This window comes from Haladaptatus sp. QDMS2, assembly GCF_029338295.1.
In the GTDB taxonomy this organism is placed as follows: Archaea; Halobacteriota; Halobacteria; order Halobacteriales; family Halococcaceae; genus QDMS2.
The window spans coordinates 1,681,706-1,702,098 of sequence record NZ_CP119791.1; the positions used below are offsets into that span (position 1 = coordinate 1,681,706).

The window sequence follows — 20,393 nt, forward strand, 5'->3', positions numbered from 1 at the left end:
GCCGAGATTTGTCGGGGTGCTCAAAGTCGTTCTGGGTCGGTACGGAGAATTTGTGGTTAGGCATCAATGCACAAACACTCGCGATTTCTGGATGGGTGTCCAAGAGCCAGAACAATTATTAGTGAAATTCTGCAATACCAGACAGAATGCCAACTGAGACGTACGGGTTGATTAGTTTGCTGCCTGCGTTGCTGGCAATCGTCCTGACCCTCATCTCGCGACAGGCGTTACTGTCCCTGTTCGCCGGTGTGTGGCTCGGAGCGACCATCCTTGTCGGGTGGAATCCAATCGCAGGAGGCGCAAAATCGCTCGCACTCGTCGTATCGAACGTCACCTCCGCGTTCAATGCAAAACTCCTGTTGTTCACCTTCCTCGTCGGTGCGTTACTGGGCATGGTGTTCCTCTCGGGGGGAATGCGAGCGGTGGCCGATGGAATCGTGAAGCGAATCAAAACGCGCAGACAGGCGAAAGCGGGCACGGCGTTCCTCGGGACGCTCATCTTCTTCGACTCCTACGCGAGTACGATGATTTCCGGGTCGGTCATGCGCCCGGTCACAGACCAGTTCGACATCTCGCGTGAGAAACTCGCCTACCTCCTCGACTCGACCACCTCACCGATGGCCTCTATCGCCGTCGTCTCGACGTGGCTCGGTTTCGAGGTGGGCCTCATCCAACAGCAGTTCGACGCACTCGGGATTCAGCAAAACGCGTTCGTCGTGTTCGTCGCGTCCATCCCGTTCCGGTTCTACAGCGTGTTCGCGCTCATCCTCGTCTACATCGTCGTCTTCACCGACTGGAACTTCGGGCCGATGAAGAAGGCAGAAGAGCGCGCACAAAACGAAGGCAAACTCATGCGCGACGACGCCTCGCCGCTCATGGAGACGCAGGCGAGCGACATCGAGACGCCCGAGCACGTGAGTCCACGCTGGTGGTACTTCGCCGCACCAATCCTCGCGCTGGTCGTGGTCACACTCGTCGGTCTGTGGTGGACCGGTGGTGGCCCGGCGAAGACGAACGCCGCGCTCGCCGGAACCAGCGGCCTCGGTGCAGTGTCTGCGTTCCTCGGGTCCTACGCAGACGCGCTGAAGGAAGCGGGAACCGCCGACGCCATCCTCTGGGCGGCGTTCGCCGGGTGTGCGACGATGCTCACCATCCTCGTCGGTCACGCCCGCATCGGCCTCGACAAGGTCAGCGACGCCATCTTCGAGGGCTTCAAGATGGTCATGTTCCCGGTCGCCATCCTCTCGCTCGCGTGGACGATCGGAAACGTGAGCCAGTTGCTCGGCGTCGGCCCGTACGTCGTGAGCGTCGCAGAGGGCATCATCACCGCCCCGCTGCTCCCGGCCGTCATCTTCCTCACGGCCGCGCTCATCAGCTTCGCCATCGGGACCTCGTGGGGGACGATGGGGATTCTGTTCCCGGTCGCTGTCCCGCTCGCCGTCGAACTGAACGCGACCCTCACGCTGGCCATCGCGGCCATCCTCACCGGGTCGCTGTTCGGAGACCACTGTTCGCCAATCAGCGACACCACGGTCATGAGTTCGATGTTCGCTGCGAGCGACCACGTAGACCACGTCGCCACGCAGATGCCGTACGCGATTCTCGCCGCCGTGGTGGGGACGCTTGGCTTCCTCGTGAGCGGCTACACCGCGCTGTCGCCGTGGGTGACACTCGCCGTCGGCACCACCATCATGGGCCTGAGCGCGTACCTCCTCTCTGAGTACGTCGGCAAGACCGACCGCGTTGGCGTCGGCGCGCTATTCGAATAATTCGGGACGCCGTCTCCCGCCTTTTTCGCCTCTCACCATCGCGTTCGATTGATAGACTTTTCTCCCCCGGTCTGATTGTGCGGGTATGCGCCTCCCCTACGAGTGGGCAGAAGCGACGATTCCAGTCAACGGAGTCGACCTCCAGTGCTACCGAACGGGGAACGGCCCGCCACTCCTCATGGCACACGGCTTCTACGAGAACGCGCCGTGTATGGCGCAGTTGGCGAACGACCTGGCCGACGACTACGAGGTCATCCTCTACGATGCTCGCGGCCACGGAATGTCGGATGCATCCGAAGCCGGGTACACAATCGACGACCGGGTTGCAGACCTCGTCGGTGTTGTAGACCACCTCGACCTCGAAGACCCCATCCTGTTTGGTCACTCGATGGGTGGGTCTGCGGCGGCGTGGACGACCGCGACCCATCCCGACCTCCCGCGTGCCCTCGTCCTCGAAGACCCTGCCAACCTGCGTGGTCATCACGAAATCGAGGCCGAAAAACGGGTGGCGCTCGTTCGAGACCGACTCGAAGCCATCGACTCACAGACGGTCGCAGAACTCGCGAGCGACTACGAGCAGTACGGGCCGAACGCCGCCCGTCAAATTGCCATCGCGAACACGGAGTGTCACCCACATATCGTCGAAATCGCTCGGGAAGGGTATCCGCGGACGGCGGACGCCTTCCCGAAAATCGAGTGCCCGACGCTCGTGTTGAAATCCGATGCCGACACGGAGGTTCGAGCAGCTGACGTGGCCGCAGCAGAGCCGTTGAGACACGGCAGACTCGTCCACATCTACGATGCCGGTCACTCGGTGTTCCGCGACCAGTACGACGCCGCGTTCGCCGAATTACAGACGTTTCTCCACCGTGTCGAAACCCGAACGTCCCAATCCGAAACCCCCTAACCGTCGCCGCCGCTTTGCTCGTCTATGCAGGGAGAACCCGAAGTCGTCATCCTTCGGCTGGGTCACCGCCCCGGTCGGGACGAGCGGATGACCACGCACGTCGGCCTCACGGGCCGAGCGCTCGGCGCAGACCGCGTCATCCTCGTCGACACCGAGAGTTCGAAGGACACAATCGAAGACATCACCGACCGCTTTGGCGGCCCCTACGACGTGGAAGTCGTCTCCTCACACCGCCCGGTCATCCGCGACTGGGAGGGAAAAATCGTCCACCTCACGATGTACGGCGAGCGCGTCCAGGACGTTGAAGCCGACATCCGCGCCGCCCACGCCGAAGAACCCCTGCTCGTCGTCGTCGGCGCGGAGAAGGTTCCCTTCGAAGTATACGACGCCGCAGACTGGAACGTCGGCGTGACTAATCAACCGCATTCTGAAGTAGCCGGCCTTGCCGTGTTCTTAGACCGCCTGTTCGAAGGCCGTGAATTAGAGCGCGAGTGGATCGGGGCGAAAAAGCGCGTCATTCCCCAGAAGAAGGGCAAGCGCGTCGAACCGGTCGAGGAGTGAGCGGTCGCTGTTCTCACTGACGTTCGAGCAGAAATCCGCGGTTTCAATAGTAGAAGGAGCAAAATCGGTCGATTTTCGCAGTCTTCTCCGGAAACGATGTCCCGAGAGTTCGTTTCGAGATAATGGCCACACTCAGATGAAGTCGATGTCGAGGATGTCGGTGATTCCAGCGACGTCAAAATCCGAGTCAGCCACAACGAGTCGCTCATCGAGCCCCTTCGCAGTGCCAGCGATGAATGCGTCTCGCGCAGCGAGTGCCTGGCCACGCTGGTGCAGGTCGTTCTGCAGTTTTGCTGCGGCGCGTTCCAGGTTAGCTGTCTCTTCGATAACGGCCACCCACTCGAGGGCATCTTCGAGGGCGTCAACATCTGCGGGGCCGGCTTTGAAAACTTCTCCCTGGTAGACTTCGAACATCACCAGTGGGGGGTGCAATTGCGCGTTCGTCGAGGTGACTCTCGACGTAGTCGATGGCTTCGTCGGTCCCATCGAGATAGTCGATGAGGACGCTGCTGTCGTAGAGCGTCATCGAGTGCCGACGCCCTGCTTCATGTCTTTTCGTGCATCGCGGGCTTTCTGTGCGGCGTCTGTCCCTTTCCAGAGTCCGGCACCGTCTCGGACGGTCTCCCGCCGTTCTTCGATGAGTCGAGAGAGCAAGTCGTCGAACGTCTCGTCGCTTCCCTTGAGCGCTGCGAGCGCTGCATGGGTGTCGTCTTTGACTCGGATACTCTTGCTCATAGCGGTTGTATACAGGCCCGTATACAAGGGTGTTGCGTCGATTGACTGAACCTAGGTTAACGGATTTCGCACACATGGGCGAGAGCAGCATAATTTATCACCAAACTGCCACGTTGTCGAAACATGGCGGACACCACGCTCGAACAACGAGTGACCCGCATCGAACGCCTTCTGTACCTCGTTATCGCAATCCTCGTCGTTCCGTACCTGCTCGGATTTGCAAATCACTTCGGCCTGTGGGTTGGCGGGAGTCTCGGCGTTCTGGTTGGCCTGGTCCTGTTGGTGCTGATTGTCGCTGTCACCCGGTGGCGCGGTGGTGCGACGACGAGGTAACGCCCACCGCTCAAATCGCGTGTTCGGCGTCTCGAAACGGTCCGTGACGGACGACACGACGCAACCGCGCACCCGATGGTTTTAAACTGCTGAGCGCACCACGTTCTGGTAATGGCTTTTGAGGAGCTGCTCGAGGACCCTGTCATCCAAAAATATCTTCACGAGTTGGTTGGACCGACGGGTATGCCGGTCGCCGCCGCGCCGCCTGACGGCGAGGTGACTGACGAGGAATTGGCGGAGGATCTGGGGCTCGAGCTCAACGACGTGCGACGCGCCCTGTTCATCCTCTACGAGAACGACCTTGCGAGCTACCGACGGCTCCGCGACGAGGACTCCGGCTGGCTCACCTACCTCTGGACGTTCGAATACGAGACGATTCCGGAGAACCTGGCTGACGAGATGGAGCGCCTGCTTGGCGCGTTAGAAGAGCGCCGTGAATACGAACAGAACAACGAATTTTTCCTCTGTGAAGTGGACTCCATTCGCTTCGAATTCGGCGAGGCGATGGACTTTGGCTTCCAGTGTCCGGAATGTGGCTCGCCGCTCGAATCGATGGACAACTCGCGGCTCGTCGACGCGATGGACGACCGAATCGACGCCCTCCGAGACGAACTCAACGTAGACATCTGAATGGTAGTACTCGCAACGAAACTGTACGTAAAAGGAGAGGCCAGAGAGCGGTCGCTTGACGGCCTTCGCTCGCTCATCGACAACGACATCGGCGACTTGGACGTCACCTACACCATCGGGATACTCGACAACGACTTCCCGTCGGTGACGCTCGACGGCCCAGACGCCACCGTCGCCAGAAACGCCCTCCGCGAGTCGTGGGGGGAGATTACCGACTCGTTCGCCGAGGGCGAGACCTACGTCGGTACCTTCGAACACTGGGACGACGACGGCTTCATCCTCGATGCTGGCCGCGAGATTCGGATTCCCGCTGACGAGATTGGCCTCGGAGCGGGGACGCCCGAACAGATTCGGAAACGCTACGGCCTCGTCCAGCACATGCCACTTCGGTTCGTCTACGGCGAGCCGTGTCGGCTGGCCGACGAACAGCGCGACGACCTCTACGAGTGGACTCGTGGCCTCGGACGCGTGAACGTGAACAACGCCACCCGTGGCGAGGTTCGCGCCACGGTTAACCGTGCGGGCCACGCACAGGACATCGTGACGGTCGAACGCCTCGGCCTGTTAGAACAGAGCATCGTCTGCAAGGAAGGGACCGACCCGCCGGGACTGCTCGCCAGTATCGGTGAATACGTCCCCGCAGAACTCCTCTGTGTAATTCCATGAGACGCCGGCTGCTCGCCCTCGCTCTGCTCGTCTTGCTCACCGCATCAGCAGGCTGTATGGGGATTTTCGGTCCCGGCGAGGTCGACCAGCAACGTCTCAACGAGGATGCATCGTACGACTGGAACACGTCGGCAAACGCTACTATCGACGTCCGAAGCGGCGAGTACCAGTCGGTGTACGTCGTCTCGAATCAGTCTGAAATCGAATTCTACGAGCGTGACGGCTTCGGCACCGAACGCCCGCTCGAAATCTCCGCGCTCAAATTCCAGTACGAAAACGGCACGGTCGTAAACGCCTCCGCGCTCGACGTTTCACAGACGCGCAACCGTCTCATCGTCGGCCTCCCCGCCGCAGACGGCAAAGTCGCGTTCACCGGCGCGGCACAGGGCAAGAGTTTCGCGACGCCGACGTTCGTGACGGGCACCTACGAGGTCATCTTGCCGCCCGGCATGCGCGTCGATTACGTCCCGCTCGCGCAGGTCCAGCCCGGTGGCTACGAGACGCGCCTCGAAGACAATCGCGTCCACATCACGTGGGATGACGTCCAGAGTCGGGCGATCGTCCTCCGCTGGTACCTTGACCGCGACCTGACCATCTTCGCGACGGCGGCGGCCGGCCTCGCCATCGCGGGGGTCGTCGGGGCGTTCTACTATCTCCGGCAAATTCGCGTCCTGCGCGAACGCCGCGAAGACCTCGGTCTCAGCGTGGATATGGACGACGACCGGCGCAGACCGCCGCCGGGAATGCGTTAACTCGCTGCGAGCTGGTTCTGGTCGACTTCGTAAATCGTCACGTGCGAACTTTCGTAGGCAACGCTCACCCCGGACAGCCGTGAGAAGTCGCCGGGGTCGTAGGCTTCGCGCTCCTGTGGCCCGACGTAGATGTAGCGCACGTCGTACTGTTCGAGGACCGCGACCTGCTGGTCGGGCGTACCCGTGTAGAACTGCGTGACGTCGCCGACCCGCTCGTCGTAGGCGGCCTGCCCGCGATAGCCGATTTCGTGAGTCCACCCGAGGACGGTCGGCAAGCCGGTGAGCGCGGAGGGTGCGTTCGACCAACGGTAGGCCCGCCCCGGTGCTTCGATGATGTGTGGCTGGCCCTCCTTCTCGTCGAGCCAGTGGATGGCCTCGACCTCGCTCGCGTGATAAACGGAGACATACTGGAGACTGTCGAGAGTCATGTCGTCGGTCGCGCCATCGTCGAAGTGTCCCGCGAGGGCGAACGCGCCGTAGAACGACGTGGAGACGACGAGCAGTGCGGCGAGTACCGCGGTGCCCTTGCGCCAACTGGTCGGGATGGCGCGTCCGCCGCCCAGAAGGCGTGCGAGCATGATGGAGGCGGCGACCGACCAGAGCACCCACACCTGCATGTACACCTTGAACACCGTGTTGAACCGGCCGGGGGCGGCGTCTTCCTGGACGAAGGCGAACTCGACGATGAGGACGAGGCCGAGGCCGGCGAGCAGCAACACTGTCTCGTAGCCGAGGTCGTCGCGGAGGCGCAACAGCACCCAGCCGACGACGAGCAGCGGGGCAAAGACGGCGATGGCGGCCAGACCACCGAGCCACGCCGTCGGGACGAACAGCGCGAGGACCACACCGGTCTGGGCGGCGTGTTTCTTTATCTCGGGCTTGACGTGCGCGAGGAGGTAGGGGACGAACACCGCGAGGAACGCGCCGTGGACCACGAGCAGGCCCGCGAGCGGGCTTCGCTCTGGGAAGAAGCCGATACTTCGGCCGCTCGCCGTCCCGAGCCAGAACGGGAGCGTCCAGAGAAGCCCGCCGACGAGCACGAGAAGGGCGACGCCGAGTGCGCCACCGAGTCGCGACCCCTCGCGGGTAATCGGTGAGTCGAGGCGCTCGGCCCGCGTGACGACCGACGTTGGCAACAGCGAGAGCGGTCGTGCAGGGGCGAACGCGACAGAGAGCCACGTCAACCCGACGATGGTCGGGAACGACCAGGTGTTGACGACGGCAATGAAGCCCGCGAGCGGTGGAATCGCCCCGAAGACGAGGAGTCGACGTCGGGTCACCTCCCGCTCGGGCGTCCGGAAGTACGCAAACAAGAGGCCCGCGCCGAGCAGGAGAAACGGCGTGCTCATCATGTGGGCGTGGAGGTCGCCGTTCAGCCAGGCGAAGAAGGGGAACTCGTTGATGGTGCCCGGAATCACGCGACTCGGATGCCAGTAGGCGAACTCACTCGGTGGAGCGACCACTTTCTCTGCGGCGAGTTCGTGGAGGTTCGCGGCGATGGCCTGTCCGAGTGGCCCGCCGATGGCGTCGGGAAGCGCCCAGACGAGCACCTGCAACCCGGTGAGGATGTTGCTCGCAAAGCCGACGAAGAAGACCGCAAAGAGGCCGGCCGTCCGCCGCGAAACATCGAAGCTCCCGGCGACCATTCCGGCGACGCTGTACGCTGCCGTGAGGAGCATTCCATAGAAGCCCGCAAGCGCGAGGTTGTACGCGAAGCGCGTCTCGGTTCCCGTGAGAATCGTCAGCAACGCGGAGATGAGGTGGCCGCCGTAGTAGTAGCGCACCGGTTCGCCCGCGTACCAGAAGTCTTCAGGGGGCAACACGGGCGACCGGAGCAGCGTCTTCAGCAGGCCGAAGTCGAGGAACTTCTCACCGCCGCCGGGCCAGACACCGGGGTCCGCCCCGCGGACGACAATAATGAACAGAAACGCGAGCGTGAACAGCAGGGGTACGTCGATGCGGTCGCGCCACCCCACTTCGACGCCCCGAGAGAGGGCGAACGCAGAACCGGCGACGAGAACGACAAGCCCTGCGGCGAGGGCAACCCAGCCAAAGGCGAGGTGGCCCACCCAGTAGGCGGTGAGCGTCATGATGCCGAGACCGAGCGGCAGGGCGAGGCCCGCCCCGCGGTCTGCGACCCGGTCGAAGATGAGCGCGGCGAGCGGCATGGAAAGCGCCCAGAGTGAGAGATACACCGCGAGCCAGAGCGCGACGAGACCGACTTCCATTATCCGAGAGAACGGACAGGAGGAATTATACCTCTTGTGGATGCCAGAATCGCCCGCCCTGCGCTCGAAGGCGAATCGCTTTTAGCCTCAGCGATTGTCACGTAATTAAGATGGAGTGGTCTGTCGGCATCGTCGTTCCTGCGTTCCAGCCAAACGTCTCACAGCTCCAGGCGTTCGTCCGGGCGCTCGACGAGACCCTCTCGCCCGCCGTGATTCGCATCGAACTCGACGACCCGCGCCCGGGGGTCGTCGACGCTCTCTCCTCGCTCCCCGCAACCGTCAACGCCGTGGACGCTCGTCGCGGCAAAGGCGCGGCCATCGCCGCCGGCTTCGAAGCCCTCGACACCGACGTCTACGCCTTCGCCGACGCTGACGGCGCGACGCCCGCCAAATCGATTGCGGACGTAGTCAAACCCGTCCTCGACGGCCGAGCCGACCTGAGCGTCGGGTCGCGCAGACACCCCGACGCCGTCGTCAAGAGTCACCAGACGCTCGCCCGCCGCCGCCTCGGCGACGCATTTGCATGGATGGCCCGTCGCCTGCTCACCGTCGACCTCTACGACTACCAGTGTGGCGCAAAGGCGATGACCGCAGACGCCTGGGCCGCCGTCCGCGAACACCTCTACGAACCCGGCTTCGCGTGGGACGTCGAACTCATCGCCATGGCCGGCGCACTCGGCCAGCGCGTCACCGAAGTCCCCGTCGAGTGGCACGACCAGCCCGACTCGACCGTCGACCCCGTCGGCACGACGAAAGCCCTCGCCAAGGGCCTGTTCGTCTCGCGCCACCGCGCGAAACTCGTCAGTCAGGACCGGTTCCACCAGGCCATCGCCAACCGCCGCGACCAGCCGACGGCGCTGGTCGATCTCGGGACGAAAGACGACTAAAGTGCCCGCAGTCGGAGGTAGGCCGGGTGTGTGACAGGTATCGCCTCCACGGCAGGCAAAATGTCGCACACGGCGGCAGAATCACAACCCTTAATGGGGGTGCTCGAATACACTGTAGTAGCGAGATGGGATAGCCAGGAGATTCCGCCGGGCTCATAACCCGGAGATCGGTAGTTCAAATCTACCTCTCGCTATCATCGTCGGGTTGACATGTTTCTTCTCAACCCGCTCCCATCCTTGTATTTTTTCGTGTATAGCTTTAGGTAGGTGTCTGTGGTTGCTTTGCTCAAAGACACGCAACTTCCACACTGTTAGATGATACGAGGTTGGAAAGTGGTTCTTAGGAAGAAGCAGAACTGCATTTCAGGTAGTAATCTTTCAGTAACCGGCATCCAGTACGCTGAGCCTTATAAACGATAACGGGGCCACAGAGGGTGTGGCGAAGCAATTGACGAAGACGCTTGTCTTTCAGCTCGAATGCAACGGTGACGAGCAACTGCTCCACGAGGCGTATGTTGAAGCCCGAAACGTGTACAACGAGACGATTCGCCTCGCGAAAACGGGGCTGAATTGGACCGAGATTTCGTCGAAGGTAGAAGACGAGGCAGCGCTCGTGAAGAACACTACTCAGCGCATCGTCGCGAAGGCCTACAATGCCTACGAGCAGTACCTCACGCACGACGACTACAACGAGCCAAGTCACACCAAGTTCGGACCATATCCTCTGCGAATGAACTTCACTGAAGGGTACACCCTCTCGATCGAAGACGAGAAGATCAGGTTTCGGGTGAGTGCGAAACCGTACAAGCCAGTTACCGGCACTCTTCGTGGCGCTCCTGAGAGCGTAGCGTTACTCCAGACCGCCATCGAATCGAAGACGTGGCGTGTTGGGACTGCAGAGGCGATGGGGACGAGCGTGCCGTCTAAATCGTAGACGACGGCGTCGTAGTCGGTCATCTTCCGGATGGACTCAGAGTTGGTGCAAAAGCGTTCCCGCCGCCTGCTCACGATTTCCCGTATCGCTCGCGGAGCACCGACTGGTCGACGGCGTAGATGGTGACCGAGCCATGCTGGAAGGCCACGGAGATGCCCTCCTGGGCGGCGAAGTCGCGCACGTCGTAGGCGTCTCGCTCTGCGGGGCTGACGTAGATGTACTCGATGTCGTAGGTGAGCAGGTGCTGGGCGGCGATGTCCCAGCTCCCGACGTAGATGGTCTTCACGCGGCGTTCGCGGATTTCGACGGCTTCCTCGCCGTGGTAGCCCTTTTCGTGTTCCCAGCCGACCATCGTGGGGATGCCCGTGAACACGGACGCGGGGTTCGCCCAGGTGTACGTGGCTCCGGGGTGTGAGACCATGTTCGGTTGCCCCTCGCGCTGGCTCAGCCACTCGAAGGCGGCGGCCTCGTCGGGGTGCCATTGCTCGACGAAGCGCGTGGCGTCGAGGGTTGGTTCGACAGGTCGGTCTGCGGTGAGTGGCCCGCCAAAGTGCTTTGCGAGCGCGAGGCCGCCGAAGGTCGCAGACGAGAGGACGAGCACGGCGAGGGCGACGTTCGCGACGGTTCTCCCGCGACTGCGAGAAACTGTTGGCAACAGTGACCGCTCCAGGGGAGAACCCCCGTCGAGGGCGCGGGCGAGTGCCACTGCACCGCCGACGCCCCAGAGCACCCACACCTGCATCGACACCTTGTAGACGGTGTTCCAGCGCAGTGCGTTCGGGTCGTGGGGCCACACTTTCGCGTAGACGAACTCCACGATGAGTAGGAGGCCGAGGCCGGCGATGAACAGGAGCGTCTCGAAGCCCACGTCGCGGTCGGTTCGGAGCAAGAACCACCCTACTGCGAGAAACGAGAGGAGCAGGAGGATAGCTCCGACAGTGAACTGGGTTGCAAGCAACGTTCCGGGACCAATCACGACTGCTCCAACGACCACGGTTTCCGCGCGCCAGAGATCGTGCTCGCGGAGGAGTGCGGTGACTCGGGGCGCGAAGTAGCGGGCGAAGATAGCGAAAAAGAGGCCATAGACGAGCAGCAGGCCGCTGAGGTCGCTCCGCGATGGGAGGACGCCGAGACCCTCGTTCGGGGGGCGGCTCAATACGAGATACGGAGCTGCCCAGAGCGCCGCGAGCAGGGCGACGCCACCGAGGAGGAGGCCGGCGGTGACGAGTCGGGTGCATTCACCGCGGAGCGACTGGTCGGTGGTCGAATTGGTGGAACCAGTGAGGAGACTGCGGGGTGTCGTCGGCGCGAAGACGAGCGTCAGGCCGGTGAGGCCGAGCGCGGTCGGTCCCGACCAGGTGTTGATGTACGTGAGCAGGCCGGCCATCGCGGGGAGTGCGCCGAAGACGAGGAGACGGCGACGGAGCAATGCGTCTGCAGGCGTCCGGGTGTAGGCGTAACAGAGCGCCGCCGTGAACACGAGAAACGGCGTGCTCATGAGGTGAGCGTGGAGGTCGCCGTTCAGGAACTCCCAGAACGGCGTGACGTGAATGGTGTCTGGAATGATGTACCGGCCAAACCAGTAGCTGAGCGTCTCTGGATTCGTGGCGACGACGAGTGCCTCCTCGTAGGGCATTCGAATCCCATCGAGGAAGACGTGACCGAAGCGGGCGGCGAGGTCATCGGGAAGGACGCCGAGCAGCAGCCGACCGGGCGTGGCGAGCGTCCCGGCGAAGCCGACGAAGAAGGCGCTCAGGGCTCCGGCTTTGCGGGGTGAACTCCCATGGTGTGCGGCAATCGTGGCCGCGAGGCCGTACGCGCCCGTGACGAGCGTGGCGTAGAAGCCAGCGAGCGCGAGGTTGTACGCAAAGCGGGCTTCGGTCCCCGTGAGCCACGCGAGGGCGACCGTGAGCAGGTGGCCGCCGTAGTAGTAGTTCAGGCGCTCGCCGGCAAACCAGAAGTCCTCGGGCGGAAGGACGGTCGCACGCAGGAGCGTCTGGAGGAGGCCGTAATCGAGGAACTTCTCCCCGCCCGGGGCGTGGACTGCGGGGTCTACGGCGCGGACGGCGACGAGGAAGGCGAACGCGAGCGAGAAGACGACCATCGTCTCTGCGTAGTGGGAAAGCGAGAGCGAGACGCCGCGTCTGAGTGCGAGTGCAGTGCCCAACAGGAGTACCCAGAGGGCGATGAGAACGGTCCAGAAGGTGAAAAACACGTGGCCGAGGAGGAAGGTCACGACTGTCAGTACGGCCAGTGAGAGGGGCAGGGCGAAGGTAGCGCCGCGGTCACGAAACCCGGGGAAGGCGAGGGCTGCGAGGGGAGCACCTGCGAGGGTGAGGGCCGCGAACGCCACCAGCCACCAGAGGGCGAGGGCGAACTCCATGTGGATGGTTTCAATCCTCCTACATCACGGTCGAGATAAGTGTCTTCTGGTCGGCAAGACAGCAGATATTTACCCCCGCTCGCGGTGAGTCTCAGTCAATGAAGAGGTCTCTCTGTGGGGCGGTGGGGATAGCGACGGTGGAGGGGACGCAGTGAGTCAGCCAGACGAGCGCGGGACGCTCTGGAACCTCGTCCAGTCGCTGCTTTCAGGAGTGCGTTTCGGGCAGTTTCTCTCCGTCGGCATCGTCGGCCTCCTGTTCGACAACGCCGCGCTGTTCGTCCTCCACGGCCTGCTCGAAATCCCCCTCTGGATAGCGAAGGTGGGCAGCGCAGAGACGGCCATCGTCGTGATGTTCCTCGTAAACGAGAACTGGACGTTCTCGCGGTGGGGTGAGTCGAGTCCCGGCGAGTTAGTAAAACGCTTCCTGAAATCCAACCTCGTGCGCGTCGGCGGCGTCGCCATCGCGTGGGCCGTCCTGCTGGTGTTAAACGGTGAGTTCGGCGTCTGGTACCCCATCGCCAACAACGTCGGCATCGGTGTCGCGTTCCTCTTTAACTACGCCTCAGAGAGCCTCGTGACCTGGCGCGTCCACGAAAACGAGTGACTGATTGACTACTACGAAAACAGAAAACTAATCGTCTGAATCGACTGAAGTCGCCTGATTATTGCTCGATGCTCAATTCGTCGAGCAGCGTCTCTGCGGCTGCGGCCGAGGAGCCCGGCCCACGCGCCGTGACGAGGTCGCCGTCGACAGTCACGCTGGTGTCCGAATCGAGTTCTGCATCCCAGTTGCCGCCCGCGGCGACGACCTCGTCTTCGACCCAGTAGGGCAGTTTCGTCCCGTCGGGGAGCACATCATCGTCGTCGACGATGTCTTGTTCCCACGCGTTCGGGAAGCCGGTGACGTCGCGCCCCTCCACGAGGAAGCCGTCGTCGCTGTCGCGGGTAAACGCGAGGATGCCTACCGCGTGGCAGATGACGAGCGCCGTGCCCGACCCCTCGACGGCGTCGCGCAGGAGCGTGCGTGCGTGGACATCTTGGTTGATGTCCCACACCGTGCCGTGGCCGCCGGGGAAGACGACGGCCTCGTAGTCGCTCGCGTCGGCTTGGGCGACCGGAATCGGATTGTTGAGTCGCTCGTCGTTCTCGTGGATGTCCATGATGTGTTCAGCCTGCTCCTCGCCGATGTCATCAGGGTCTACCGACCGCTCGTCGATGACGGGCGGTGACCCGGACGGTGTAGCCACCGTCACGTCGACGCCCGCGTCGCTGAGTTGGGTGAGCGGTTCGATGCATTCTTCGCCCCAATACCCGGATTCGCTGACGACAAACAGTGCTGATGGCATTGTAGCCCAGGATATTGGCCCGTGGCGCATAAGCGCCACGCCCGGAGAGAAACTGACCGCCTAATCTGACGGTTAGTTGTCGCCGTGTTCGTCCACGATGACGACTTTACCGTCCCGGACGTCCACGTTGATGAGCGTCTTGACGTTGTAGCCCGTCCCCTCGATTTTGTTCTCGCCGCCGACCTTCTTGATGACCGCGACGACGTCCACGACATCCGCGCCAATCTCTTCGAGTGCGCCCGTGAGCGCCTTGAGCGTGCCGCCCGTCGAGAGCACGTCGTCGAGCAGGAGGACCCGGTCACCCTCGTCGACGTCGTTGATGTACATCTCGTTCTCGGAGTAGCCCGTGACCTGCGAGAGCGCCATCTCGCCTTCGAGGCCGTACTGGCGCTTGCGGACGACGACGAGCGGGATGTCCGTCATCAGGGAGACGGCAGTGGAGATGTGGATGCCCATCGCCGCGGGCGTGACGATCTTGTCTACGTCCTCTAAGCTCACCTTGCGGATGATCTTGATGACGATCTCACGGAGCAGACTCGGCTCCAACATCGGAACGCCGTCGCTGATTGGGTGGACGAAGTACTGATACCCGTTTTTCTCGATGATAGGGGCCTCAAGCAGAGACTGCTTCAACTGGTCCATGTCGTGGGTAGTACAACCCCCCGGTAAAAACTGACGATTATCCGGCCAGCAACGGGAGTTTCTCCGCAAGCCACCCGACAAATGGGAGTGCGAAATCCCCGGCGTAGGCGAAGTATTCGATACCCGAGAGTAGGAGAAACAGCGTCCCGACACCAGCGGTGAGGCCGAACAGCGCGGCTCCCAGTCGGTCGCCGCGGTCGGTGAAAAGACGCCAGACGGCCCACAGCCCGAAGGCGAGTCCGACCCCGATGCCAAGCAGTGCGTGCAGCTGCACCGCCTCGCCGAGCGCGGGCCGCTGGACGAGCAGGAGGAGGACGAGCAATTGCCCACCGACGAGTATCGTCGCGGTGTAGGCCCACGCGAGCGTCGCAAACTCGTTCTCGACGCCACGAGGAACCGAGGGGAGGCGCATCACCGCGTAGAGGAGGAACGGGAAGACGGGGAGGAGATAGCGAACCGTGATGGTTGCATGAAGCGGGAGGTTCGGGAGATACACGGCCGTGAGGCCCAGGCAGTACACGAAAACGAACACGTCAGTCGCCCCTGCAGGTGAGGACAGCCACGACGCGACGCGATTCTTCGACCGGAGTCGCTGGACACCATACACCGGAAACGCGGTGAGTGCGCCGAGCAGTGGCGCGGATTCGAGAATCGAGAGGTTGATGGCTTCGTTGCCGTCCATCTCGATACCGCGCACGTAGTAGCCCTGTCGAACGTAGGTCTGGAACAACCGTTCAGGAGAGTTGAGGGCTGTGTCGATACCCCGGGTGGCCATTTGCGTGAAAAGCGCAACTTTCCCATTGAGTGAGGCGAGCAGCGACTGGATGAGCACCCACAGACCACTTGGACTATTTCCTCCCGAACTACCGCCTCCACCGTTACCACCGCCACCCCCTCCACCGCCCGCCCCTCCACCCGACGTTCCAGAGTCGGGAATCGGGCCACCGTCGTACTGAGGCAACAGAAGCGGCGGTTCGAACGGATTGCCTGAGATGAGGAAGTTCGTCGCGAAGAATGGAATCGACGAGAGGAAGAGCGCGAGTCCAAGGACCGAAAGCGTTCGGATGTCGTTCGTCGGTGCAGTGAGAAGGTCGACGATACCGAGCGCGAGGAGCAACACGAGCGCTTCGAGCCCCTGAATGGAGGCCGTCAATCCAACGAAGACGTACGCAAGCGCCCGCATTCGGAGATCCCCCTCACGACTCCGGTAGAAGCAATAGAGCGTCCCGACCGCGAACAACGTCGTGAACACGTGACGTTTGGGAATCGACGCCCAGAACCCGACCGGCGTCGCGAGCACCGCGAACGCACCCGTGACCAGCCCGACGCGTCGGTCGTACAACTCGGTGAGCAACCGATAGAGCACGACGCCGACGAGTGCCGCGGCGACCATTGCCGTGACCTGGAGTGCAGCCTGGTGCATCCACACCGGGTCGAGCGGGCCGGCGAGGGCGACGTTTCCCGCGAACAGGAGGAGTGCGAGACCGCTGCCGACGAGGGTGAACTGCGTGCGCCGTCCGGTCAATCCACCCGCGAGATAGAATCCTACGAGGGTGAGACCACTCCAACCGGCGACGATGGCAATGCGCGGGTCGGCGACGACGGAGACGGCTTGCAGCACCCAGAGGACGGGCAACGACATGAAAATCTGGCCGTAGTTGCGGCCGTAGAGTTTGCCGTCAAGGAGCACCATCCCAGGCGTGTCCGGGCCGGGACCGTACGGGAAGCTCTCGAGCCAGAGGTGCCCCTCGGAGACGGCGACGAAGGCGTTCACCACCGTCCACGTATCACTGATGAAGATACCGATGCGCCAGTAGCCAATGAAAAACCAGAGGGCGACGACGAACAGGAGCAGGCCCCAGCGGTCGCGGAAGATGAGCCGTCCGACTCGTTTGCTTTTGTGGACGAGGGATTCGTCCGTCCGGTCGGTCATCTGCGCACCTCGACAGTGACCGGCTGTCGCGCCAGTTCGCGCTCCTCGCCGCCGGCCCGAACCAAGACAATGAGTTCAGCGTCGTACTCGTCTGCGGTCACCCGTCCCGGTGCGAGCGCCTTCTGCTGAAGCGCGATTGATTTGTTCCCCGTGTCCTCCGGGCTCAAGAACAGCGTCGTCCCGTGGGTGTACCCGAGGTCGGGAATCCGTACCTTGTAGACGACCATCGGCTGGCCCGTGACCGCATTCACTCGAATCTGTGCATCGGGAACGCGAAGATAGAACGACTCAGCGCCGTACTGACCGCGAACGAGTGCGACCCCGTCGGTGGGAATCGAGTGCACAGTCACATCCACCGCTCCCGAACCAATCGGCGCTTCGGGCGTCGATTCCTCGGGCGCGGGCGTAAGGTCAATCGCCCCGACGAGCGGGCCGGAGAGTACGGTCACGACCAACAACACGAGAACGGTCGCGGACGCGACTACTCGTTCCGGTTCCATCGTTCTCGAAAACTAACGGATAGCCCATAAATACCACCGCTCTCAGACCTTCGCATTCGGGCCGTGCCACTCGGTGATGATGATGTCGACGTTTCTCTTTGGCGCGTGCCACATCACCTGGACGGTGGCCTCGGGCGGTACGCCCTCGAGTCGAAGCGTGTCCCCGGCGTTGATGGGGCCTTCCCACTCACCGAGATACCGACCGTTCGCCGTCCGGAACCAGATTCTATCGCCCGCGAGCGAATCGCCCGATTCGTGAACGACAGTGAGCGTCTCGGTGCTTTTGTCGTACTCAAAGCTGAGAGCCACTGACGGCGCGGGTTTCGGCGACTCCGTGATCTCGGCGAACCCGAGGAAGCCAACAGAAAGGGGAACGAGCAACAGGAGCGCCACGGCTACGATGAGCGCGTTGCGACCCTGCGGACTGTTAATTAAATCTCGAACTCGGACACCCCAAATCATGGTTCACCCCGGCCACAACAGCGAAGACGCGAACCGTCTACCCCATCCCTAGCCTACTCGAGTTAAGGCGGTACTAGGAGATAAAATAGTTGGCTTGAATGAGTGTTGTGAATGTTGTCATTCGGGTGGGTGAGGACTGAGATTCGGTTCGAGGTGGAATCTTCACAATTGGCCCGAATCCCCGGAAGAGACGGGTGTGTGGACGATAGAATCTGAGTGTGGAAACTGGGGTGTTTGCGGGTGAATTGGCGTTCTGCGGAACGCGAAAGCTAGAATTCAGGCGTTTCAAAGCCTGAACGCCCAGAATTTGCGTGTGGAAAACACCCGATTGTGGGCTGATTTCGCGTCATTTTGGGTGTGTTGGGCGTAGAGAATCTCCACAATCGGTTGCTGTCTTGCGGTTTTGGTTTGTGGTGGAAATCGAGGAGGAAATTGGGTGTGTTTTTGAGAGTCTTGGTTTGGCTAGAAGCGTAGAATTTCGATGTTTGGAGCGCTCTCGCGCAATTCAGGTACTCGTTGCTTTGTGAAGCACTTTCCACAATCGGTTTGCCACACTCGCCCTTTCGGGGTCATTAACAGTACTCTTCCGGGGTTTGAACCCGATTGTGGAAAATCTGAGTGTGGAGATTTGGAGTTGCAGGACCGATGGCTCTCGAAGAATATGTCACGTCGATAAAAAGCGAAAATTTGGTTATTGGATTACGCTTCTGGGCCGTCCCAGGTCTGAATGGTAGAAGTATCCCCCGAACCATCGTCGAAGATTAGTCGAATAGTATCGCCGGGGTCCACTGCACCACCATTTCCTGTGGTAGAATCTACCGTAATGGATGAACCAGCAGTAACAAATGTAGTACCACTGTTAAAGTTATCCCAGGTTTGTTCAAATCCTGCACTGGATTTCACATTAAGATTTGAACCTTTAATCTTGTCTCCTGATTCGTGGGTGATGTCCAAACTGGTAGCGCCTTCATCGTAGTCGAAGCTGAACTGTGCCTGTGGTGCAGTGTTCCCTACCTGGTCCCCGAGACCAAGGACGAACGTTCCAATCACTGCTGCGAGGATGACCGTGATGGCGACCATCAAGATGACGCCAATCACGGGCGATACCGCGTCTTCCTCCGTAAAGAGTTGTTTGAGTTGCATGGTATGGTTCCATGCACGCCCAATGGCAATTCCAATGATTTGTCATAGCGACAAATCAGACATATTTGCCTCCGCTCAACAGACGTGCCCGACGTTTGCCCGTCGATGTACCCAGATTTGAGCGTGCTAGTTACTCATTTAGAGTGTCTTGTAATAAAGGTATTCAGTATTTTCATAAATTATGAATTCTATTGATTTTAGTCTGACAATAAGGGCAAAGTGAGATAAAAAACGTGTTACCGAATTAGGCGTCTGGGCCGGTCCACTTCTGGAGCGTCGAGGAGTCGGAGTTGCCCGACTGCCAGACCACACGGACAGTTGCTTTTGAGAGGTCAAGGGTAGTACCAGAGGTCGTAGCTGCCTTGAGTGTCACAGATGACCCTGCCGACACATCTGTGTCCCCACCCATTCCGCTTGGTCCCCAAACTGCACTACCACTTGCGTCACCGTCTCCGGACGCACCAGACCACTTCACGGTGAGGTCAGCACCCTTAATTTTATCTCCGCTTGAGTGAGTAATCGCGAGTGTATCTGCGTTTGTATCATCAGTATAATCGAATTCGAAGCTGGCCTGTGGAGCCGTATTCCCGACCTGGTCGCCGAGTCCCAGCACGAACGTGCCGATGACGGCGGCCAGAATCACCGTGATGGCGACCATCAGGATGACGCCGATTACGGGCGATACCGCGTCTTCCTCTGTGAAGAGTTGTTTGAGTTGCATGGTTTTGTTTCCATGCACGCTCTGATAGGGCGTGGCACCGAGCTAACGATTCGACACACGTGTCGCCTTACCCCTTTGAGCGTGCTAATTCCCTTTTCTCACTGACAGGATATAAATCTACGCCGAAAAAATTAGAACAAAACACTGTACGACTGTCAGACACGAGTCTGACGGCTCACGCTCAGTATGTATAATTACGACTCTCAAAAATCTGTTCGGAAAACTTTACCGCGTGATTATGCGTCTGGGCCAACCCACTTCTGGAGGGTCGAGCTGTCACCAGAGCCGGCGTTGTAGAGCACGCGGACGGTGTCGCCTGAGCCAACAGTCTGAGTGATGTCAGGGGCTGGAGTGCCGGAAGGTCCGACCGTGATTGAATCACCAGCAGTAACGAACGAGTCACCATCGTCTGGCCAGGTTTGTGCAGCAGTGTTTCCTACTTTGACTTGAAGGTTTGCTGCCTTAATTTTGTCACCAGATTCGTGCGTAATGGTGAGCGTATCTGCTCCCGAATCGTAGCTGAAACTGAAGCTCGCCTGCGGAGCCGTCTTCCCCACCTGGTCGCCCAGCCCGAGAACGAAGGTACCGATGACTGCTGCGAGGATGACCGTGATGGCGACCATTAAGATAACGCCGATCACGGGCGAGACTGCGTCCTCTTCTGTAAAGAGTTGTTTTAAGTGCATTGTGTTTACCTCAAAGACACGCTGACCTCGTGTGGCGGGGCCGAATTCCCGCGCCCAGTTAACCTGAAGCTGGTCGAAGATTTGTTGGCAAATCCCCTTCCCCCCTCTCCAGTTCAGACCAGAGTGTTCACCCTTAGTAATGTATTCAAGTATCTTAAATGTTTCTGTTGACATT

Annotated in this window: 22 protein-coding genes and 1 tRNA gene; 11 read left to right on the forward strand and 12 right to left on the reverse strand. The window is 61.0% G+C overall.

From position 1 onward, the window contains the following. The first annotated feature begins 146 nt into the window (after positions 1-146). The 3 genes from P1M51_RS09135 (at position 147) to P1M51_RS09145 (ending at position 3,237) form a co-directional block, all read left to right on the forward strand. Complete coding sequence (locus P1M51_RS09135; RefSeq protein ID WP_276247894.1) at positions 147-1,769, forward strand: Na+/H+ antiporter NhaC family protein; 1,623 nt, start codon at positions 147-149, stop codon at positions 1,767-1,769. A gap of 85 nt (positions 1,770-1,854) precedes the next feature. Beyond that, positions 1,855-2,676, forward strand: a complete 822-nt coding sequence (locus P1M51_RS09140) for an alpha/beta fold hydrolase (RefSeq protein WP_276274386.1) — start codon at positions 1,855-1,857, stop codon at positions 2,674-2,676. Between the two features lie 24 nt (positions 2,677-2,700). Then, the gene (locus P1M51_RS09145; RefSeq protein ID WP_276247896.1) at positions 2,701-3,237 is read left to right on the forward strand and encodes a tRNA (cytidine(56)-2'-O)-methyltransferase; all 537 of its coding nucleotides are present in this window, start codon (positions 2,701-2,703) and stop codon (positions 3,235-3,237) included. Positions 3,238-3,369: 132 nt separating this feature from the next. On the opposite strand, the gene P1M51_RS09150 is transcribed toward P1M51_RS09145, so the two are convergent. Both P1M51_RS09150 and P1M51_RS09155 read right to left on the reverse strand, forming a co-directional pair. Beyond that, complete coding sequence (locus P1M51_RS09150; RefSeq protein ID WP_276274387.1) at positions 3,370-3,723, reverse strand: PIN domain-containing protein; 354 nt, start codon at positions 3,721-3,723, stop codon at positions 3,370-3,372. 36 nt (positions 3,724-3,759) lie between these two features. Next, positions 3,760-3,972, reverse strand: a complete 213-nt coding sequence (locus tag P1M51_RS09155) for an antitoxin VapB family protein (RefSeq protein ID WP_276247898.1) — start codon at positions 3,970-3,972, stop codon at positions 3,760-3,762. 123 nt (positions 3,973-4,095) lie between these two features. Between P1M51_RS09155 and P1M51_RS09160 the strand changes: the two genes are divergently transcribed. The 4 genes from P1M51_RS09160 (at position 4,096) to P1M51_RS09175 (ending at position 6,353) form a co-directional block, all read left to right on the forward strand. Next, on the forward strand, positions 4,096-4,305 hold the full coding sequence (locus tag P1M51_RS09160) for a hypothetical protein (RefSeq protein ID WP_276274388.1): 210 nt from the start codon (positions 4,096-4,098) through the stop codon (positions 4,303-4,305). Positions 4,306-4,416: 111 nt separating this feature from the next. Further along, on the forward strand, positions 4,417-4,935 hold the full coding sequence (gene tfe, locus P1M51_RS09165) for a transcription factor E (RefSeq protein WP_276247900.1): 519 nt from the start codon (positions 4,417-4,419) through the stop codon (positions 4,933-4,935). Beyond that, complete coding sequence (locus P1M51_RS09170; protein WP_276247901.1) at positions 4,936-5,601, forward strand: DUF2110 family protein; 666 nt, start codon at positions 4,936-4,938, stop codon at positions 5,599-5,601. After that, the gene (locus tag P1M51_RS09175; RefSeq protein ID WP_276274389.1) at positions 5,598-6,353 is read left to right on the forward strand and encodes a DUF5803 family protein; all 756 of its coding nucleotides are present in this window, start codon (positions 5,598-5,600) and stop codon (positions 6,351-6,353) included. Before P1M51_RS09170 ends, P1M51_RS09175 begins: the two co-directional genes overlap by 4 nt. Here the strand turns inward: P1M51_RS09175 and P1M51_RS09180 are convergent. Beyond that, complete coding sequence (locus P1M51_RS09180) at positions 6,350-8,581, reverse strand: DUF2298 domain-containing protein (protein WP_276274390.1); 2,232 nt, start codon at positions 8,579-8,581, stop codon at positions 6,350-6,352. The genes P1M51_RS09175 and P1M51_RS09180 overlap by 4 nt on opposite strands. Before the next feature lie 110 nt (positions 8,582-8,691). Between P1M51_RS09180 and P1M51_RS09185 the strand changes: the two genes are divergently transcribed. From P1M51_RS09185 to P1M51_RS09195, 3 genes are all read left to right on the forward strand, one after another. Continuing rightward, the gene (locus tag P1M51_RS09185) at positions 8,692-9,468 is read left to right on the forward strand and encodes a glycosyltransferase (protein ID WP_276274391.1); all 777 of its coding nucleotides are present in this window, start codon (positions 8,692-8,694) and stop codon (positions 9,466-9,468) included. A 119-nt stretch (positions 9,469-9,587) separates the two neighbouring features. Then, positions 9,588-9,662, forward strand: a tRNA-Met gene (locus P1M51_RS09190). A 242-nt stretch (positions 9,663-9,904) separates the two neighbouring features. Then, entirely contained in the window at positions 9,905-10,402 is a 498-nt protein-coding gene (locus P1M51_RS09195) for a hypothetical protein (protein ID WP_276274392.1), read from the forward strand. A gap of 70 nt (positions 10,403-10,472) precedes the next feature. Here P1M51_RS09195 and P1M51_RS09200 read toward each other — a convergent pair whose 3' ends face one another. Next, positions 10,473-12,785, reverse strand: coding sequence for a DUF2298 domain-containing protein (locus P1M51_RS09200; protein ID WP_276274393.1), 2,313 nt, complete (start codon positions 12,783-12,785; stop codon positions 10,473-10,475). A gap of 151 nt (positions 12,786-12,936) precedes the next feature. Here P1M51_RS09200 and P1M51_RS09205 point away from each other — a divergent pair, with 151 nt between their 5' ends. After that, positions 12,937-13,389 carry a GtrA family protein gene (locus tag P1M51_RS09205; RefSeq protein ID WP_276274394.1) on the forward strand — a complete coding sequence of 151 codons (453 nt, stop codon included), beginning with the start codon at positions 12,937-12,939 and terminating at the stop codon, positions 13,387-13,389. A 58-nt stretch (positions 13,390-13,447) separates the two neighbouring features. Here P1M51_RS09205 and P1M51_RS09210 read toward each other — a convergent pair whose 3' ends face one another. The 8 genes from P1M51_RS09210 to P1M51_RS09245 all read right to left on the reverse strand — a co-directional run bounded on the left by P1M51_RS09210 (position 13,448) and on the right by P1M51_RS09245 (position 20,218). After that, positions 13,448-14,131: a type 1 glutamine amidotransferase domain-containing protein gene (locus P1M51_RS09210; RefSeq protein WP_276274395.1), complete on the reverse strand. Its 684-nt coding sequence runs from the start codon at positions 14,129-14,131 to the stop codon at positions 13,448-13,450. A 72-nt stretch (positions 14,132-14,203) separates the two neighbouring features. Continuing rightward, positions 14,204-14,773 (reverse strand): hypoxanthine/guanine phosphoribosyltransferase, encoded by a 570-nt coding sequence (gene hpt / locus P1M51_RS09215; protein WP_276274396.1) that lies wholly within the window; start codon positions 14,771-14,773, stop codon positions 14,204-14,206. Positions 14,774-14,810: 37 nt separating this feature from the next. After that, positions 14,811-16,706, reverse strand: a complete 1,896-nt coding sequence (locus P1M51_RS09220) for a hypothetical protein (RefSeq protein WP_276274397.1) — start codon at positions 16,704-16,706, stop codon at positions 14,811-14,813. Next, positions 16,703-17,206, reverse strand: coding sequence for a hypothetical protein (locus tag P1M51_RS09225; RefSeq protein ID WP_276274398.1), 504 nt, complete (start codon positions 17,204-17,206; stop codon positions 16,703-16,705). The genes P1M51_RS09220 and P1M51_RS09225 overlap by 4 nt, the downstream gene beginning before the upstream one ends. Positions 17,207-17,248: 42 nt before the next feature. Beyond that, positions 17,249-17,668 (reverse strand): hypothetical protein, encoded by a 420-nt coding sequence (locus P1M51_RS09230; RefSeq protein ID WP_276274399.1) that lies wholly within the window; start codon positions 17,666-17,668, stop codon positions 17,249-17,251. 699 nt (positions 17,669-18,367) lie between these two features. Then, positions 18,368-18,811, reverse strand: coding sequence for a type IV pilin N-terminal domain-containing protein (locus tag P1M51_RS09235; RefSeq protein ID WP_276274400.1), 444 nt, complete (start codon positions 18,809-18,811; stop codon positions 18,368-18,370). Between the two features lie 244 nt (positions 18,812-19,055). Then, positions 19,056-19,532, reverse strand: a complete 477-nt coding sequence (locus P1M51_RS09240) for a type IV pilin N-terminal domain-containing protein (RefSeq protein ID WP_276274401.1) — start codon at positions 19,530-19,532, stop codon at positions 19,056-19,058. 236 nt (positions 19,533-19,768) lie between these two features. Next, entirely contained in the window at positions 19,769-20,218 is a 450-nt protein-coding gene (locus tag P1M51_RS09245) for a type IV pilin N-terminal domain-containing protein (protein ID WP_276274996.1), read from the reverse strand. Between the last annotated feature and the right edge of the window lie 175 nt (positions 20,219-20,393).